Origin of the sequence: Empedobacter brevis NBRC 14943 = ATCC 43319 (assembly GCF_000382425.1) — a bacterium.
GTDB lineage: Bacteria > Bacteroidota > Bacteroidia > Flavobacteriales > Weeksellaceae > Empedobacter > Empedobacter brevis.
In genome coordinates, this window is sequence record NZ_KB908292.1 from 49001 (window position 1) to 66750 (window position 17750).

Here is a 17750-nt window from a genome sequence, read left to right on the forward strand (position 1 = left end):
AATTACAAACTATTAATCTTAATAATTTATTTTTAATCGTTTTATAACTAGGAATTAAGATAAAACATGAAACTCAATCTTTATATTTATTTATCTTTTTAATCGATCTCAACAATTAATTCTTGATGTAATCTTCTACTTTTATTCTTAAAAAAATAGATGAAAGTCAAAACAATTTATATAAATTTGATTTGGCTTTAGGGGTATTCTGAAAAGAATTGAGAGAGTCCCTTTGAACCTGATACGGTTAACACCGACGTAGGGAAAAGCAATATCTATGCAATTATTTAATATTTGCAACGCTTTATTTTCAAAGAAAATCCTCTTTAGCCATTAATTGTTTCATTCTAAAAAATTATCAATTAATGGAAAATCTAATTATTCAAAATTTACATGCTGTCCGGACAAAAAATCCGCTTGTTCACAACATCACCAATTTTGTGGTAATGAACAATACTGCAAATGCTCTTTTGGCAATTGGAGCATCACCTGTTATGATACATGCACACAAAGAAGTGGAAAATATTGTCAAAATCTCAAATGCACTAGTCATCAATATCGGAACTCTTGATGATTATTGGGCAGAAAGCATGCTAATTGCAGCAAAAAAAGCAGATCAACTGAATAAACCTTGGGTGTTAGATCCTGTTGGTGCTGGAATTTCAACTTTCAGAAATGAACTTATAAAAGAACTGCTTCGCTATCATCCAACTGTCATCAGAGGAAATGCTTCAGAAATTTTAGCTTTAGATACCTTCGAAGCTGTTCAAGGAAAAGGTGTCGACAGTACACATCAAAGTAATCAAGCGATAAAAGCAGCCCACAATTTAAACCGGGAAATTGATTCTGTTGTGTGCATTTCAGGTGCTTCAGATTTTATTGTATCCAACAATCCGATAATTGAAATTAAAAATGGTCATGAATTGATGACTAAAGTTACTGGTTTAGGTTGTTCAGCAACAGCTAGCATCGGTGCTTTTATTGGCCTTAATGAAAATCCTTTCCTCGAAACGGTTAGCGGCATGGCCATATTTAGTTTAGCAGGTGAATTGGCACAGAAAAAAAGTAATGGCCCAGGAACCTTACAAATGAATTTGTATGACACGTTATACCATATATCTGCAGAAGAAATTCAAGCAAATTTGAAAATCTCAGTTTATGAAGATTAATCCAACTTTTCCTTATCCCTTGTATTTGGTCATTTCTGAAAAAGATTGTACACATCTTCACTGGTTAGATGTTGCAGAGCAAGCAATTATAGGTGGGGTTGATATCATTCAGCTTCGGGAAAAAAATTGTACTGCCAGCGAATACATTTCAAAAGCTGCAACATTAAAAAAAATTACGGATCACTACAACATCCCTTTGATTATTAACGATTCATTAGAGGTCACAACTACTGTTAACGCTTGGGGAATACATGTCGGGCAGTCGGATATACTACCTTCTGAAATTCAGAAAAATGCACAAGCTCCAAAAAATATTGGCTGGTCTATAGAAATTATCAAACAGTTGGATGATGATGAAATGAAATATGTACATCATTTAGGGGTAAGTCCAATATTTTTGACTCCAACGAAAACCAATACGATTACTGAGTGGGGTTTTGAAGGATTAAAATTTTTGAAAACTAAAACATCAAAACCATTGATTGCAATTGGCGGGATTAATGAAAGTAATATTGCCAAAATCATACAAGCCGGTGCAGATAGTGTTGCAATTGTTTCTGCAATTTGCGGAAGCAAGAATCCAAAAAAATCTGCCCAAATTTTAAAACAAATTATCAACGAAAATGAATACCATCCAAAAAGCATATAGTGTCTTAACAATTGCCGGATTTGACGGAAGCGGTGGCGCCGGCATACAAGCTGATACCAAAACAATTTCTGCTCATGGCTGTTATGCAACAAATGTATTGACAGCCTTGCCTGTTCAAAATACACAAGGCGTACAAAATATTTACGAAATTCCTGCACAAGCAATTCGTGAACAAATTCAATCCATATTAGAGGATATTTATCCTGATGCAATAAAAATTGGAATGGTTCATAGTGTTGAATTGGTTCATATCATTTCAGAGGAATTAAAAAATTACAATAAACCGATTGTTTATGACCCTGTCATGGTTGCGACAAGTGGACATCGGTTAATCAAAGAAGAAACACTTGAAGCTTGCATAGAAAAGCTTTTTCCTTTGGCCATGCTTATCACACCAAATCTTGATGAAGCAAGTATTTTGGTAAATCATAAAATTGATTCTGCTGAATTGATGCTTGCTTATGGAGAAACGATTTTAAATTTAGGTTGTCAGAATCTTTTATTAAAAGGCGGGCATCTTCAGCAAGAAAAAATTATCAGTTATTTATTTCAAAAAAAACAACCTGTACAAAGTTATACCTCTCAAAAAATAGAGACAAAAAATACGCATGGTTCAGGCTGCACGCTATCTTCTGCAATTGCATGTAATTTAGCTTTGGGATTTTCACTCACAGAAAGTGTACAACTTGCACAAGAATATGTTGAACAGGCAATATTAGGAAGTAAAGACCTAACAATTGGAAAAGGAAATGGACCTCTTAATCATTTATTTAATCCACAAAAATTAAAAACTTATGACATTCACAACTAAAGCTTGGGAAACCATCGCGCCTATTTACAATGATATTCTAAATATGCCTTTTATAATTGAATTGCAAAATGGGGCATTACCAATAGAGAAATTTCAGTTTTACATGTTACAAGATGCAAAATATTTGGAACATTTTGGACGAGTATTAGCTGCCATTGGATCAAAATCTGAAGACAATCAACAAGCCATTGACTTTTTCGAATTCGGAAAAAATGCATTGATTGTTGAACGTGCTTTACACGAATCCTATTTTGAGGATTTTGGATTGTCGCAAAACATCACCATCGAAACACAACCTGTTTGTCACCATTATTCACATTTCTTAAAAAGTACAGCTGCATTCGAACCTATTGAAATTGCATTAGCTGCTGTTTTGCCTTGCTTTTGGATTTATAAAGAAGTTGGTGATGAAATCATCAAAAATCAAACAAAAGAAAATAATCCGTATCAAAAATGGATTGACACCTATAGTGGAGATGAATTTGGTGAAGGTGTAAAAAAAGCGAAAAATTATGTTGATAAGATTGCAGAAGGAGCAACTGAAAAAATAAAAGAACAAATGCTAGAAGCTTTTGTCAAAGCAAGCGAATTAGAATTTCAGTTTTGGAATGCATCTTATGAAAAGATCACATGGGAAAGAAAATAAATGCCATCTTTTTTGATTTTGATGGGGTAATCGTAGACAGTCAACAATTATGGGAGCTGATGTTTGATGAAGTCGTTAAAATATATCGGCTGGATATGATATGTTTGGTAGAAAATGACGGAATGAATTTCACAACAAATGAAGCAATCCAATTGATGTTAGAAAACCAGCAACGCTTTACAAATCATTTGTACGAGGAAATAATCAATTGGACAGAAAAATTTTATGTCGAAAATTTTCATCCGTTTGTACAATTAAACGGTCATGTTGCTGAGATGTTGGAACATTTAAAAGCCAATCAGATTCAAATTGTTCTTGTTTCCAATTCCTCGAGAAGACAAATTGATTATGCTTTTCAGCAATTAAAACTTCATTCCTATTTTGATCATACTATTTCAGCAGATGATGTTTCGAAAGGTAAACCAAATGCAGAACCTTATTTAAAAGCTTTATCATTATCAGAAAAGCAAAAGGAAGAAGTTTTAGTTATCGAAGATTCACTCACCGGAATTAATGCAGCAAAAGATGCTGGTTTAAATTATAAAATTTACAACAATTCAGATTTTTGTCATCAGCCAAATTACATAGCTGATTTTAGGGAATTGATCAAAGAAATATAAACCTTACAGAAACAAAAAAACCTTACGCTAAGCGTAAGGTTTTTTTATATAATTTGCTCTTTGTAATTAGATTACCAAGACGCTTTTTTAACACCTGGGATTAACCCTTCGTTCGCCATTTCACGGAAAGTTACACGAGAGATCCCGAAAGTTCTCATGTATCCTCTTGGACGACCTGTTAATTTACAACGGTTGTGTAAACGTACAGGAGAAGCGTTTTTAGGTAATTTTTGTAATGCTTCGTAGTCACCAGCTTCTAATAAAGCTTGACGTTTCGCAGCATATTTAGCAACTAATGCTTCTCTTTTGCGCTCACGCGCTTTCATTGATTCTTTAGCCATGACTTCTTATTTTTCTTTAGTAAATGGTAATCCGAATTTAGACAATAAAGCTTTCGCTTCTTTATCTGTGTTCGCAGAAGTTACAAATGTAATATCTAAACCTTGAATTTTCTTGATTCTATCAATATTAATTTCAGGGAAGATAATTTGTTCTTTAACACCTAAGTTATAGTTACCTCTACCATCGAAACCTGTAGAAGAAACTCCGTTAAAATCACGTACACGAGGTAAAGCTGCAGATACTAAACGATCTAAGAATTCGTACATTTTCTCACCACGTAAAGTTACTTTAGCCCCAATTGGCATTCCTTTACGTAATTTGAAAGCTGCTTCATCTTTCTTAGAAATAGTTCCTACTGCTTTTTGACCTGTGATTAATTCTAACTCTTCGATAGCGTAATCAACGATTTTTTTGTCAGCTGTAGCAGCACCTAAACCTTGAGATAATACAATTTTCTCTAATTTAGGAACTTGCATAATCGATTTGTATCCAAACTCTTCTTTAAGAGCAGCTACAATCTCTTCTTTATATTTAACCTGCGGACGAGGTGTGTATGTTGTTGTACTCATTCTTAAATAGCTTTACCAGATTTTTTAGCAATTCTTACTTTTTTACCTCCTTCTTCTTTAATCGCTACTTTTGTTGCTTTTCCAGTTTCAGGATCTACTAAAGCCAATTTGCAAATATAGATTTGAGCTTCTTTTTCAACAACTCCACCTTGTGGATTTTGTGCGCTTGGCTTTACACGTTTTTTTGCGATATTAACCCCTTCAACGATAGCTTTAGCTTTGTCAGGGAATACGCGTAACACAGTACCAGTTTGTCCTTTTGAAGAACCTGATAATACGACTACTTTGTCTCCTTTTTTAATTTTTAACTTTGCCATGTTGTTCTATTATAATACCTCTGGGGCTAATGATACAATTTTCATATATTCTTTATCACGTAACTCACGAGCAACTGGACCGAATACACGAGTTCCACGCATTTCTCCTTGAGTGTTCAATAATACACATGCATTATCGTCGAAACGGATATATGAACCGTCTTTTCTACGAACTTCTTTTTTAGTTCTAACTACAACAGCTTTTGATACAGCACCTTTTTTAACGTTTCCTGAAGGTGTAGCTTCTTTGATCGCAACTACGATTTTATCACCTACTGATGCGTATCTTCTTTTAGTACCACCTAAAACGCGGATTACTAATGCTTCACGAGCTCCTGTGTTATCTGCAACTTTTAATCTAGATTCTTGTTGTAACATAACTTATATTATTTAGCTCTTTCAATGATTTCTACTAATCTCCATCTTTTGTTTTTAGACAAAGGACGAGTTTCCATGATACGCACTGTGTCACCTTCGTTACACTCGTTATTTTCGTCGTGCGCTGTATATTTCTTCGTTTTTAAAACGAATTTCCCATAGAATGGGTGCTTTTGTTTCTTCGTTTCAGCTACAACAATGGTTTTTTCCATTTTATTAGATGTAACTAAACCTACTCTTTCTTTTCTTAATTTTCTTTCCATCAGTTACAGATTACTGTTATGATTGTTTTTCGTTTAAAACGGTATTCAAACGAGCAATTGTTCTGCGTAATTGTCTGATACCGATTGGATTTGCTACAGGAGAAACAGCGTTCGTCAATTTCAATTGATCGTAGTTCGCTTGTTCTTCAGCTATTTTAGCTTGTAACTCCTCTACACTTAGATTTCTAATATCTGCTGCTTTCATTTTTTCTTAATTTTGAAATTATTAATTTTGGAAATCACGTGCAACGATAAACTTAGTCTTAACTGGTAACTTCTGAGCTGCTAAACGCAATGCTTCAGTTGCAACCTCTAATGGCACACCTCCTACTTCGAATAAAATACGACCTGGTTGTACCGGAGCTACCCAATATTCTGGTGCACCTTTACCTTTACCCATACGTACCTCTGCTGGTTTCTTAGTAATTGGTTTATCTGGAAATATTTTAATCCATAATTGACCCTCTCTCTTCATGAAACGAGTTGCAGCAATACGAGCTGCCTCGATTTGACGAGCTGTAATAAACGCTTCGTCTAAAGATTTGATCCCGAAAGTCCCGTAAGCTAATTGAGTTCCTCTGTGAGAAACACCTTTCATCTTACCTTTTTGGGTTTTTCTAAACTTTACTCTTCTCGGTGATAACATATCTACTTAATTCTTTATGTTAGTTGTTAAACTAAATTATCGCTTTCTATTATTAGATCTTTCACCTCCCTTTCTGTTGTTGTCAGATTTCTTTTGTTTCTTTTGTAATCCAACTAAAGGAGATAATTCTCTCTTACCATATACCTCACCTTTCATGATCCATACTTTGATCCCTAAACGACCATAAGTTGTATGAGCTTCTGAAATGTGGTAATCAATGTCCGCACGGAATGTAGACAAAGGAATACGTCCATCTTTATAAGTTTCTGAACGCGCCATCTCTGCACCATTTAAACGACCAGAGATTTGAACTTTAATTCCTTCTGCATTCATTCTCATTGCAGATTGAATAGCCATTTTGATTGCACGACGGTAAGAAATACGATTCTCAATTTGACGAGCGATACTATCACCTACTAAGATTGCATCTAATTCTGGTCTCTTAATTTCAAAGATGTTAATTTGAACCTCTTTACCAGTGATTTTCTTTAACTCTTCTTTTAATTTGTCAACTTCTTGTCCACCTTTACCAATGATGATACCTGGACGAGCAGTAGTTACAGTTACTGTAACCAATTTTAAAGTACGATCGATGTAAATACGAGAAACTCCGGCTTTAGACAAACGTGCTCTTAAATAAGTACGAATTTTTGCATCTTCTGCAATTTTATCACCGTAATCATTTCCACCGTACCAGTTAGAATCCCATCCTCTGATGATTCCTAAACGATTTCCGATTGGATTAGTTTTTTGTCCCATATTCTTAATCTTGTACTTTTTGTTTATCTTCTTTAGTTCCTAAAACCAAAGTTACATGGTTTGAACGTTTTCTGATTCTATGTGCTCTACCTTGAGGTGCAGTACGAATTCTTTTTAATTGACGTGCACTATCAACAGAGATTTCTTTAACATATAATCCAGCTTCTTCAACATCAGCTCCTTCGTTTTTGATTTGCCAGTTAGCGATAGCGCTTAATAACAATTTCTCTAAACGAATTGAAGCGTGATTTTTAGTATATTTTAAAATACCTAAAGCTTTTTGAATTTCAACTCCACGGATAATATCTACTACTAATCTCATCTTACGAGGAGAAGTAGGAACATTATTTAATTTCGCAAAAGCTACCTGCTTGTTAGCTTCTTTGATTCTTTCGTTACTTAATCTTTTTCTAGATCCCATGGCCTTCTACTATTTTTTTCCTTTGTTTTTAGCTCCGGCATGACCTCTAAAAGTACGTGTAGGAGCGAACTCACCTAATTTATGACCTACCATATTCTCAGTTACATAAACAGGAATAAATTGCTTTCCATTGTGTACTGCGATTGTTTGACCAACAAAATCAGGAGAAATCATTGATGCTCTTGACCATGTTTTGATCACGTTTTTGCTACCGCTTTCTACGTTAGCAAGAACTTTCTTTTCTAATTTATAGTGGATGAATGGTCCTTTTTTTAATGAACGTGCCATAAATTATTTTTTTCTTCTTTCAACAATATATTTGTTAGACGCTTTCTTCTTGTCACGAGTTTTGTAACCTTTAGATGGAATACCGTTACGAGAACGAGGAATACCTCCTGTCGCACGACCTTCACCACCACCCATTGGGTGATCTACAGGGTTCATAACCATTGGACGAGTTCTTGGACGACGACCTTGCCATCTAGAACGACCAGCTTTACCAGAAACTTCTAACTGATGGTCTGTGTTAGAAACAACACCTACTGTTGCTTTACACTCCACTAAAATCATTCTTGATTCACCACTTGGTAACTTAACGATAGCATATTTACCATCACGCGCAACTAATTGAGCATAAGTACCTGCACTTCTTGCCATAACAGCTCCTTGCCCCGGACGTAACTCAATACAAGAGATTACAGTACCTAATGGCATGTTTTTAAGCTTCATCGCATTACCTACTTCTGGTTCTACATTTTCTCCTGAAACAATCACTTGTCCAGCTTTCAAACCATTTTGAGCAATAATGTAACGTTTTTCACCATCTTCGTAAGATAATAAAGCGATGAATGCAGTTCTGTTTGGATCGTATTGTACAGATTCTACAGTTGCAGCACCTTCTTTATCACGTTTGAAGTCGATGATACGATATTTTTGTTTGTGTCCACCACCGATATAACGCATTGTCATTTTACCAGTGTTGTTACGTCCACCCGATTTAGATTTTCCTTCAACTAATGTCTTTTCTGGCTTAGCACCTTTGTCTACTGCCGCAAATTCATTAACCACTCTAAAACGTTGTCCCGGGGTGATAGGTTTTAATTTTCTTACTGACATTTTTTAATTCTTAAATTATCCGAACAACTCTATTTCTTGACCTTCAGCTAAGCTAACGATCGCTTTTTTCAACTTATTTGTTTTTCCAGTTTGAAAACCTGTTTTTGTATAACGAGTTTTCACTCTTGGAGCAGAAACTAAAGTACTAACAGAAACTACATTTACACCGTAAGTTTTTTCTACAGCTTCTTTGATTTGAATTTTGTTAGCTTTTGTGTCTACATAAAACGAATATTGCCCTAATAACTCACTGTTATTAGTTGCTTTCTCTGAAATTACTGGTTTAATTATGATTCCCATTTTCTTCGTCTTATTTTGTTAAATTTTCTTGAACTGTAGCTAAAGAACCTTCTAAAAATACGATTTGAGAAGCATTGATTAAATCAAATACATTTAATTCCTCAGTTGTAACAACTTTAACTTTTTGTAAGTTACGAGAAGATAAATATACATTGTTATTAGACTCTCCTAATACGAATAAAGATTTTGTGTTCTCTAATCCTAAATCAGTTAAAACAGTTTTGAACTCTTTTGTTCTTGGAGCTTCGAAAGAAAAGTTTTCAACAACTTTGATTTCATTCTCAGCTAATTTTTGTGATAAAACTGATTTTTTAGCTAATCTCTTTTGTGCTTTGTTTAATTTAAAAGAGTAGTTTCTTGGACGTGGTCCGAAAACTCTACCTCCTCCTCTAAACACTGGAGATTTAATAGAACCTGCACGAGCAGTACCTGTTCCTTTTTGCTTTTTGATTTTACGAGTTGATCCCGCAATCTCAGCTCTTTCTTTTGCTTTGTGCGTTCCTTGGCGTTGAGCTGCTAAATATTGTTTAACTTCTAAGTACACTGTGTGTGTAGAAGGCTCAATTCCGAAAACTGCCTCGTCTAAAGATACTGTTCTTCCAGTTTCTTGACCTTTGATGTTTAATACTACTACTTCCATCTTCTAACGATTACGTATGAATTTTTAGGACCTGGGATAGCACCTTTAACAATTAAAAGATTTTTCTCAGTATCCACTTTAAGTACTTTTAAGTTCTGAACAGTAACTTGTTTACCACCCATTCTTCCAGCCATACGCATTCCTTTGAATACACGAGACGGATCTGAACCAGCACCGATAGAACCTGGAGCTCTTAAACGGTTATGTTGACCGTGTGTAGCTTGACCTACCCCACCGAAACCATGACGTTTAACAACACCTTGGAAACCTTTTCCTTTTGAAGTACCTGTAACACTTACAAATTCTCCTTCGTTGAATAACTCAACGTTAACTTCTCCTCCTAGAGTTAAAGAGTTTACGAATTCTTCTCCGTAAAACTCAACTAACTTTCTTTTTGGAGTAGTTCCTGCTTTTTTAAAGTGACCTTTTAAAGCATTAGTCGTGTTTTTTTCTTTTGCGTCATCGAAACCAAGTTGAGCAGCAACGTACCCATCTTTCTCTACGGTTCTGACTTGAGTAACCACACATGGTCCAGCCTCTACGATAGTCACAGGAATATTTTTCCCGTTCTCATCAAATAAGCTAGTCATCGCGATTTTTTTACCAATGATACCTGACATTTGATTAAAATATGTTAATAATTTGTTTAATATTTTAGAGAATGTGGACTTTCGACCACTAGAGATCTTCTCTAAAATTAGCATGCAAATGTACAAAATATTTTATAATCACCAAACTTTCAATTAATTATTTATTCACATAATGTACGACAATCTAGTTTGAAGAAAGAATTAACACCTTACTCTATTGTTTTATTCAACCCTTTTTCCTTGTAATGAGTAATATACTTTTTGACCATTATTTGTTTTAGCAACCCATTTTCCATCTTCATAAAGGACATTATAATATTGTAACGGAACAATAATTTCTCCTGTTAATCCATCTACAACTCCCTCTGGCCCATTAATCCCTTTCTCTACAATACAATATTTGCCAGCATACAACTCTAAACTGTCCGGAATATAGTCTACTCTTTTAACCGCTTTATTTACACGATCAAACCAATACACTCGGTCATAACTTTTTTCATCAGATGTATCTCCAAAATCTATCTGATCACGAAAAAAATATTTATTCATCTGCCGGACATAATCTGTAAAAAGGGGGTTAACCGCCCATTCACCTTTCACATCAAGAATTCCGAATAAACCAGATTTAATATCTTTTGAAAGAACAAATTCGTTGTCTTCAGTTTTTACATTTGTCGAAATCTGAAACAGTTCTGGTTTATCTTCCAAATTCAATACTTTAATTTTTAGATAATCAATTGGACCGGCAAAACCAAATTCATAATAAGTATGTTCTGGTTCAAAAAAATCACTCGAATAATTCGTTGAATTTTTATGTATAAATTTCTCTAATTCTTCTGTACTCTTGATTGACTTATTATTTATTTCTACCTCTGCTAATTCATACGTTTTTAGCAAATTGTTAAATTCTTTTTTTTGTGCATCACTATAAACAGTATTCGAGTTTTGCGATTTTCGTTTCAATACTCTGCCATCTTTATAAATTGCATAAATCTCAACTTTCTTTTTTAATTGAGTCGGGATCAATAAACTTGCACTTGCACCATTAATTTCGAGCAATTTAATTTCTCCGAATTTAGTTAATGCCGTCTTATTTGCTGTTGATAATGTATAATTTTCAGATTTCGGAATAACAAACTCAATTTGATAATCTAATGAAGAAACTGGTTGAGGAGATTTTATCGCAAAATGATATTTAAATGCATTACTTTCTTTCCAAATTAATTTTTCTAAGTCAGACAATCTTTCTTCGTCAACATCTACATAACCATATTCATCAGCGGTTCCATATTTTTCCTGAATCGTTTCCAAGGACACTTTGTAGTCATCACCATTTATTGAAGTTCCATCTAAAAAAGTAATTTTTGTTGACGTATAAGTTGCTTCCAAATGTGGATTATCTAAAAAATAAAAATTATCCATCGAAAGAAATTTAATTAAATCAAATTGATCTTTGTCTATACTGAAAATATTATACGGATAAACTGAACTAACTTTTACACTTAATTGATTAAAAAAAGAATCCAAAGATACTTTTGAAACTGATTTATCAAAGTTCATTTTATCAAAATTTGAATCATCTTTTGGATTAAAATTAGTTTTTCCAGCACTAAGTTTAAAGCCTATACTTTCCATATTGGCTAGAAATGCAACTGTTTCTTTTTCCTTTTTTAAGGTTTCAAGAAGATCTTTTTGAGTTTGACTTTTACACAATCCAACAATCAAGAAAAAGAGACATGCAAAATAATACGTTTTGTAAACAGATAATTTCATCGTGATATAAGCGATTGACCTTTTTAAAGATATAAAAAAATTAGTAAACAAAACTGCATAAAAAAACCTCGAGATGTGCACTTCTCGAGGTTTATATTTATTTAAAGTAAGTCTAACTATACTTTAATTTCTACTTCAACACCACTAGGTAATTCTAACTTCATTAAAGCATCTACTGTTTTAGATGAAGAAGAATAAATGTCTAATAATCTTTTGTGAGCTGATAATTGAAATTGCTCACGAGATTTTTTGTTCACGTGTGGAGATCTTAAAACTGTAAAGATTCTTTTGTGAGTTGGTAATGGAATTGGTCCATTAACAACAGCTCCTGTAGCTTTTACAGTTTTTACGATTTTTTCAGCTGATTTATCAACTAAACTATAATCGTAAGATTTTAATTTTATTCTAATTTTTTGACTCATTTTTCTTGAATTAAGCGTTACCTTTTGCTTTAGCGATTACAGCTTCAGACACGTTTGTTGGTGCCGGAGCGTAGTGATCGAATTCCATAGTAGATGTAGCACGACCAGAAGATAATGTACGTAATGATGTTACGTATCCGAACATTTCTGATAATGGAACCATAGCTTTAATAACTTTAGCGTTATTTCTATCATCCATACCTGAAACTTGTCCACGTCTTCTGTTCAAGTCACCTACGATGTCACCCATATTTTCTTCTGGAGTTAAAACCTCTAACTTCATGATAGGCTCTAAAATTTGAGCACCAGCAGCTTTAGCAGCAGCTTTGTACCCCATTTGAGCAGCTAACTCGAAAGATAATTGGTCAGAATCCACAGGGTGGAAAGATCCATCTTTTAAAGTAACTTTTAACGAATCCATTTCGAATCCTGCTAAAGGTCCATTCTTCATTGCAGCTTTGAATCCTTTCTCAATTGAAGGGATAAATTCTTTAGGAACGTTACCACCTTTAATCTCAGAAACGAATTCTAAACCTGTTTTACCTTCATCTGCTGGCCCCATTTCGAAAACGATATCAGCAAATTTACCGCGTCCACCTGATTGTTTTTTGTAAACCTCACGATGGTTAGCCGGTCTTGAGAATGATTCTTTGTATTCTACTTGAGGTTCACCTTGGTTCACCTCTACTTTAAATTCACGTTTTAAACGGTCAACGATGATATCTAAGTGTAACTCACCCATTCCAGAAATAACTGTTTGACCAGAAGCCTCATCAGTTTTTACTTGGAATGTTGGATCTTCTTCAGCTAATTTAGCTAAAGCCATACCTAATTTATCAACGTCAGCTTTCGTTTTAGGTTCAACAGCGATACCAATTACTGGATCTGGGAAGTCCATAGACTCTAATACGATAGGTGCTTTTTCATCACATAAAGTATCTCCTGTTTTGATATCTTTAAAACCTACTGCCGCTCCAATATCACCTGCTTCGATTCTCTCGATAGGTTCTTGTTTGTTAGCGTGCATTTGGAAAATACGAGAAATACGTTCTTTGTTACCAGAACGAGTATTTAATACGTAAGAACCAGCGTCTAATCCTCCTGAATAAGCACGGAAGAATGCTAAACGACCTACGAATGGGTCAGTAGCAATTTTGAATGCTAATGCTGCGAATGGCTCATCAACTGAAGGCTTTCTTGAAATAGGCTCATCAGTTTTTGGGTCAGTTCCTGGGATCGCTTCTTTATCACTTGGAGATGGTAAGTAACGACATACAGCATCTAACATGAATTGTACACCTTTGTTTTTGAACGAAGATCCACAAGTCATTGGGATGATAGACATATCTAATGTTGCAGCACGTAATGCAGCGTTAACTTCTTCTTCAGTAATAGAGTTTTCATCCTCCATGTACTTCTCTAATAAGTCTTCGTCGTACGCAGCTACCTCTTCAATTAATTGACCACGGAATTGTTTTACATCATCAACCATTTCAGCTGGAATGTCAACAACATCAAAAGTAGCACCATGATTTTCATCATGCCATACAATTGCACGGTTTTTAATTAAATCTACAACTCCTTTAAAATCAGCTTCGTCACCGATTGGTAAAACGATAGGAACAGCGTTTGATCCTAACATTTCACGTACTTGACGACATACATTTAAGAAGTCAGCTCCTTGACGGTCCATTTTGTTAACGAAACCTAAACGAGGAACTTTATAGTTATCTGCTAAACGCCAGTTTGTTTCAGACTGAGGTTCAACTCCATCTACTGCTGAAAATAAGAAAACTAAACCATCTAAAACACGTAAAGAACGGTTTACCTCTACTGTAAAGTCAACGTGACCAGGAGTGTCGATAATATTAAAGTGATACCCTTTAGCATCTGGTAATGGCTTACCTTGTTCTGTTGGGAATGTCCAATCTACAGTTACTGCAGCTGAAGTAATTGTAATACCACGTTCAGCTTCTTGTTCCATCCAATCCGTTGTTGAAGCTCCATCATGTGTTTCTCCAATTTTGTGATTTTTACCTGAATAGAATAAGATACGCTCTGTAGTTGTAGTTTTTCCTGCATCGATGTGAGCAGCAATACCAATGTTTCTTGTGTATTTTAAATCTCTTGCCATCGTGTCTTAGAATCTAAAGTGTGAAAACGCTTTATTCGCTTCTGCCATTTTGTGAGTATCTTGACGTTTTTTAACGGCAGATCCTTCTTCTTTAGCAGCTGCAATAATTTCCCCAGCTAATTTTTGAGCCATCGATTTCTCGTTTCTGTTACGAGAATATTTGATTAACCATTTCATTGCTGTAGAAATTTTACGATCCGGACGAATTTCCATTGGAATTTGGAATGTAGCTCCACCAACACGGCGAGAACGTACTTCTACGTGAGGCATTACATTAGATAATGCTTCTTTCCAAATGTCTAATGAAGTTTTTTCTGCATCTTCTTTACGAGAATCTACGATTTCTAACGCATCATAGAAAATTTTGAATGCTACAGATTTTTTTCCGTCGTACATTAAGTTGTTTACGAAACGAGTTACTAACTGATCATTAAATTTAGGATCTGGAAGTAAAGGTCTTTTTTTAGCTCTTGTCTTTCTCATCTTACCTTAAATTTATTTTTTAGCATCTTTAGGACGTTTCGCTCCATACTTACTTCTACGTTGAGTACGTCCGTTTACTCCCGCAGTATCTAACGCTCCACGTACAATGTGGTAACGAACACCTGGTAAATCTTTAACTCTACCACCTCTAACCAATACTATCGAGTGCTCTTGAAGATTATGACCTTCACCACCGATGTACGCGTTAACTTCTTTTCCGTTTGTTAATCTAACACGAGCAACTTTACGCATTGCTGAGTTAGGTTTCTTAGGAGTTGTAGTGTAAACACGTGTACAAACACCGCGGCGTTGTGGACATGATTCCAATGCAGCCGATTTACTCTTCTTGGTTAGTTTTTTTCTACCTTTTCTAACTAATTGTTGAATTGTTGGCATACTAATTAAATTTCCTTTTAAATTTGGATTAAACCCATTTTTTGGGCATGCAAAACTACAAATAATTTATACAAAAACAAATAATTATAGATTTATTTTACATTGATTTATAAAATTTTATAACAAAATAAGCTTAATTTTACATACTCATTAAAGCATTTAATTTAACGATACTAAGAATTCATTAATTAATCAATAAACCCTTTTTAAACTCTTGTATCAAGTTCTATTTTAATAGTTATATAAAAATTGTTCCCCTTTAGATCTATTCCCAACTCAAATTCTACAAACAGATGATTTTTATTAATTTTAACTTATTGGAGTTTTTTTATACCCTATACGTTATATTTTTAATCATTCTGAATCTTGTTTTAACTACTGACTATTTTTATAAAAATATTCGGATAATATTTATTTAATGTTAATTTTACATTAGAAAAATTAATTTTGCACTTCAAAACATTATTTAAATGTCGGTAAACTCTTTTTTTAAATTATTTACTCCAAAGGATAAAGTATTCTATCCTTTGTTCGAGGAAGCTTCAAAAAGTTTAATCAAATTAGCTGAATTATTACACGAGTGTGTAAATGCACCAGTTGAGGAACGCGAAGATTACATCGCTCAAATTTCGAAAATTGAAAGTAAGATTGAATACTTAACTCAAAAAACAAATTTAGAATTAAGCAAAAATTTTATTACGCCTTTTGATAGAGAAGATATTTATCAATTAGTGAAGTCTATCGATTATGTTGCGGACAACTTAAATGGAGCAGCAAATCGTATCAATATTTATCAAGTAGATAAGATCACAAAATCCATCCGAAAAATTACAGCTGTTAACTTAGAAGCTTGTCAATTAATTGGAGAAGGAATTGAACAATTAAAAGATTTGAGAAACGTAAATCGTATTTACGAGATATGCGAACGAATCAATAAATTAGAAAATAAATCGGATCGTATTTTTGACAAAGCAGTTCAAGAAATTTTCGAAAACGAAACTGATGCTAAAAACATCATCAAGTATAAAGAGGTTTTATCATCATTAGAATCTGCAACAGACAAGTGTAAAAGTGTTGCAAATGTACTGGAGGCTGTAGCTGTAAAACACTCATAACCAAAACTTAATCTAAAAGATTATGACAGAATTTTTTTCAGCGTTCTCGAGTATGTTATCGTCTACGCCAGGAATTTTATTGATTACGATTATCTTATTGGCTTTTGTTTTTGATTATATCAATGGTTTTCATGATGCTGCAAACTCTATTGCTACCATCGTGGCAACAAAAGTTTTAACTCCTTTTCAAGCTGTTTTATGGGCTGCAGCATTTAATTTCGCTGCTTATTTTATTTCGGTATATTGGATTGGAGAATTTAAGATCGGTAACACGATTGCAAAGTCAGTTAATGAGCACTTCATTACATTAGAAGTAATTTTAGCCGGAATTATTGCTGCTATTTCTTGGAATCTGTTAACTTGGAAATTCGGTATCCCTTCTTCATCATCTCACACTTTAATCGGAGGATTTATTGGGGCTGCTCTTGCGCATGCAGGTGGTTTTTCTGCCGGTGGAGAAGATGTAATTGTCTACAAGAAAGTTATTCCAATTGTATTGTTTATTGTATTAGCCCCTTTAATCGGGATGATAATTGCTTCGATTTTGACAATCATTACACTTCATATCTGTAAGAAAGCAAAACCTGCTAAAGCTGAATGGTGGTTCAAGAAATTACAATTGGTTTCTTCTGCTCTCTTCTCTTTAGGTCATGGTATGAATGATGCTCAAAAAGTAATGGGTATCATTGGAGCCGCAGTTATTTTCTATCACATGAATGTCGATTTTGATCCTGCATACGTACAGGCTGAAGATAAATTTCAATACTTTGTTGCTCATTGGGGATGGGTACCTATCACATCATTTATTGTTATCGCTTTAGGTACAATGGGTGGTGGTTGGAAAATCATCAAAACAATGGGTTCTAAAATTACAAAAGTAACACCATTAGAAGGTGTAGTGGCAGAAACTTCGGGAGCTATGACACTTTATATTTCTGAACATTTCGGAATTCCGGTTTCTACAACACACACAATTACAGGATCTATTATCGGTGTAGGCTTAACGAAACGTGTTTCAGCAGTTCGTTGGGGAATAACCATTAGTTTACTTTGGGCATGGGTTCTTACCATTCCTGTTTCGGCAATATTAGCTGCATTAATCTATTACGTTGTCACATTATTTATATAAAATATATACAGTAAAAGGAGCTTAATTAGCTCCTTTTTTATTTTTTAAATAATTTTTGAAAT

26 protein-coding genes and 1 riboswitch are annotated in these 17750 nt (G+C 34.2%); of the genes, 7 read left to right on the forward strand and 19 right to left on the reverse strand.

The window, feature by feature from the left end; genetic code table 11:
* Positions 1 to 189: 189 nt before the first annotated feature.
* Positions 190 to 282, forward strand: a riboswitch (TPP riboswitch).
* Between the two features lie 83 nt (positions 283 to 365).
* From thiM to H277_RS0103495, 5 genes are read left to right on the forward strand one after another with little or no spacing between them, the layout of a single operon-like run.
* A complete protein-coding gene (thiM, locus tag H277_RS0103475) occupies positions 366 to 1169 on the forward strand; it encodes a hydroxyethylthiazole kinase (RefSeq protein WP_019974188.1) in 804 nt (267 codons plus the stop codon).
* Positions 1159 to 1818: a thiamine phosphate synthase gene (thiE, locus tag H277_RS0103480; protein ID WP_019974189.1), complete on the forward strand. Its 660-nt coding sequence runs from the start codon at positions 1159 to 1161 to the stop codon at positions 1816 to 1818. The genes thiM and thiE overlap by 11 nt, the downstream gene beginning before the upstream one ends.
* Positions 1793 to 2629, forward strand: a complete 837-nt coding sequence (gene thiD / locus H277_RS0103485; RefSeq protein WP_019974190.1) for a bifunctional hydroxymethylpyrimidine kinase/phosphomethylpyrimidine kinase — start codon at positions 1793 to 1795, stop codon at positions 2627 to 2629. Before thiE ends, thiD begins: the two co-directional genes overlap by 26 nt.
* Positions 2613 to 3275, forward strand: a complete 663-nt coding sequence (gene tenA / locus H277_RS0103490; protein ID WP_019974191.1) for a thiaminase II — start codon at positions 2613 to 2615, stop codon at positions 3273 to 3275. Before thiD ends, tenA begins: the two co-directional genes overlap by 17 nt.
* Entirely contained in the window at positions 3260 to 3895 is a 636-nt protein-coding gene (locus H277_RS0103495) for an HAD family hydrolase (protein WP_019974192.1), read from the forward strand. The genes tenA and H277_RS0103495 overlap by 16 nt, the downstream gene beginning before the upstream one ends.
* A 71-nt stretch (positions 3896 to 3966) precedes the next feature.
* Here the strand turns inward: H277_RS0103495 and rpsN are convergent, their stop codons facing one another.
* The 19 genes from rpsN to rpsL form a co-directional block, all read right to left on the reverse strand.
* The gene (gene rpsN, locus H277_RS0103500) at positions 3967 to 4236 is read right to left on the reverse strand and encodes a 30S ribosomal protein S14 (RefSeq protein ID WP_019974193.1); all 270 of its coding nucleotides are present in this window, start codon (positions 4234 to 4236) and stop codon (positions 3967 to 3969) included.
* Positions 4237 to 4242: 6 nt separating this feature from the next.
* Entirely contained in the window at positions 4243 to 4806 is a 564-nt protein-coding gene (gene rplE / locus H277_RS0103505) for a 50S ribosomal protein L5 (RefSeq protein WP_019974194.1), read from the reverse strand.
* 2 nt (positions 4807 to 4808) lie between these two features.
* Entirely contained in the window at positions 4809 to 5123 is a 315-nt protein-coding gene (rplX, locus tag H277_RS0103510; protein ID WP_019974195.1) for a 50S ribosomal protein L24, read from the reverse strand.
* Between the two features lie 9 nt (positions 5124 to 5132).
* Positions 5133 to 5501 (reverse strand): 50S ribosomal protein L14, encoded by a 369-nt coding sequence (gene rplN, locus H277_RS0103515; RefSeq protein ID WP_019974196.1) that lies wholly within the window; start codon positions 5499 to 5501, stop codon positions 5133 to 5135.
* Between the two features lie 8 nt (positions 5502 to 5509).
* On the reverse strand, positions 5510 to 5764 hold the full coding sequence (gene rpsQ, locus H277_RS0103520; protein WP_019974197.1) for a 30S ribosomal protein S17: 255 nt from the start codon (positions 5762 to 5764) through the stop codon (positions 5510 to 5512).
* Between the two features lie 16 nt (positions 5765 to 5780).
* Positions 5781 to 5969 (reverse strand): 50S ribosomal protein L29, encoded by a 189-nt coding sequence (rpmC, locus tag H277_RS0103525; protein ID WP_019974198.1) that lies wholly within the window; start codon positions 5967 to 5969, stop codon positions 5781 to 5783.
* Positions 5970 to 5990: 21 nt separating this feature from the next.
* Positions 5991 to 6410: a 50S ribosomal protein L16 gene (gene rplP / locus H277_RS0103530; RefSeq protein ID WP_019974199.1), complete on the reverse strand. Its 420-nt coding sequence runs from the start codon at positions 6408 to 6410 to the stop codon at positions 5991 to 5993.
* A 36-nt stretch (positions 6411 to 6446) separates the two neighbouring features.
* Complete coding sequence (rpsC, locus tag H277_RS0103535) at positions 6447 to 7169, reverse strand: 30S ribosomal protein S3 (RefSeq protein WP_019974200.1); 723 nt, start codon at positions 7167 to 7169, stop codon at positions 6447 to 6449.
* Between the two features lie 4 nt (positions 7170 to 7173).
* On the reverse strand, positions 7174 to 7590 hold the full coding sequence (gene rplV, locus H277_RS0103540; protein WP_019974201.1) for a 50S ribosomal protein L22: 417 nt from the start codon (positions 7588 to 7590) through the stop codon (positions 7174 to 7176).
* Positions 7591 to 7599: 9 nt separating this feature from the next.
* A complete protein-coding gene (gene rpsS, locus H277_RS0103545) occupies positions 7600 to 7878 on the reverse strand; it encodes a 30S ribosomal protein S19 (RefSeq protein ID WP_019974202.1) in 279 nt (92 codons plus the stop codon).
* A 3-nt stretch (positions 7879 to 7881) separates the two neighbouring features.
* Positions 7882 to 8706 (reverse strand): 50S ribosomal protein L2, encoded by an 825-nt coding sequence (gene rplB, locus H277_RS0103550; protein WP_019974203.1) that lies wholly within the window; start codon positions 8704 to 8706, stop codon positions 7882 to 7884.
* A 15-nt stretch (positions 8707 to 8721) separates the two neighbouring features.
* Positions 8722 to 9006, reverse strand: coding sequence for a 50S ribosomal protein L23 (gene rplW / locus H277_RS0103555; RefSeq protein WP_019974204.1), 285 nt, complete (start codon positions 9004 to 9006; stop codon positions 8722 to 8724).
* 10 nt (positions 9007 to 9016) lie between these two features.
* A complete protein-coding gene (gene rplD / locus H277_RS0103560) occupies positions 9017 to 9646 on the reverse strand; it encodes a 50S ribosomal protein L4 (RefSeq protein WP_019974205.1) in 630 nt (209 codons plus the stop codon).
* Positions 9637 to 10266: a 50S ribosomal protein L3 gene (gene rplC, locus H277_RS0103565; protein ID WP_026357390.1), complete on the reverse strand. Its 630-nt coding sequence runs from the start codon at positions 10264 to 10266 to the stop codon at positions 9637 to 9639. The genes rplD and rplC overlap by 10 nt, the downstream gene beginning before the upstream one ends.
* Before the next feature lie 192 nt (positions 10267 to 10458).
* Positions 10459 to 12009: a hypothetical protein gene (locus H277_RS0103570; protein ID WP_019974207.1), complete on the reverse strand. Its 1551-nt coding sequence runs from the start codon at positions 12007 to 12009 to the stop codon at positions 10459 to 10461.
* Between the two features lie 116 nt (positions 12010 to 12125).
* Positions 12126 to 12431 carry a 30S ribosomal protein S10 gene (rpsJ, locus tag H277_RS0103575; protein ID WP_019974208.1) on the reverse strand — a complete coding sequence of 102 codons (306 nt, stop codon included), beginning with the start codon at positions 12429 to 12431 and terminating at the stop codon, positions 12126 to 12128.
* Positions 12432 to 12441: 10 nt separating this feature from the next.
* Complete coding sequence (gene fusA / locus H277_RS0103580; RefSeq protein WP_019974209.1) at positions 12442 to 14565, reverse strand: elongation factor G; 2124 nt, start codon at positions 14563 to 14565, stop codon at positions 12442 to 12444.
* Positions 14566 to 14571: 6 nt separating this feature from the next.
* The gene (gene rpsG, locus H277_RS0103585; RefSeq protein ID WP_019974210.1) at positions 14572 to 15048 is read right to left on the reverse strand and encodes a 30S ribosomal protein S7; all 477 of its coding nucleotides are present in this window, start codon (positions 15046 to 15048) and stop codon (positions 14572 to 14574) included.
* A gap of 12 nt (positions 15049 to 15060) precedes the next feature.
* Positions 15061 to 15444 (reverse strand): 30S ribosomal protein S12, encoded by a 384-nt coding sequence (gene rpsL / locus H277_RS0103590; protein ID WP_019974211.1) that lies wholly within the window; start codon positions 15442 to 15444, stop codon positions 15061 to 15063.
* 470 nt (positions 15445 to 15914) lie between these two features.
* Here rpsL and H277_RS0103595 point away from each other — a divergent pair, with 470 nt between their 5' ends.
* Positions 15915 to 16559 (forward strand): DUF47 domain-containing protein, encoded by a 645-nt coding sequence (locus H277_RS0103595; RefSeq protein WP_019974212.1) that lies wholly within the window; start codon positions 15915 to 15917, stop codon positions 16557 to 16559.
* 22 nt (positions 16560 to 16581) lie between these two features.
* A complete protein-coding gene (locus H277_RS0103600; protein WP_051094525.1) occupies positions 16582 to 17688 on the forward strand; it encodes an inorganic phosphate transporter in 1107 nt (368 codons plus the stop codon).
* Positions 17689 to 17750 lie beyond the last annotated feature (62 nt).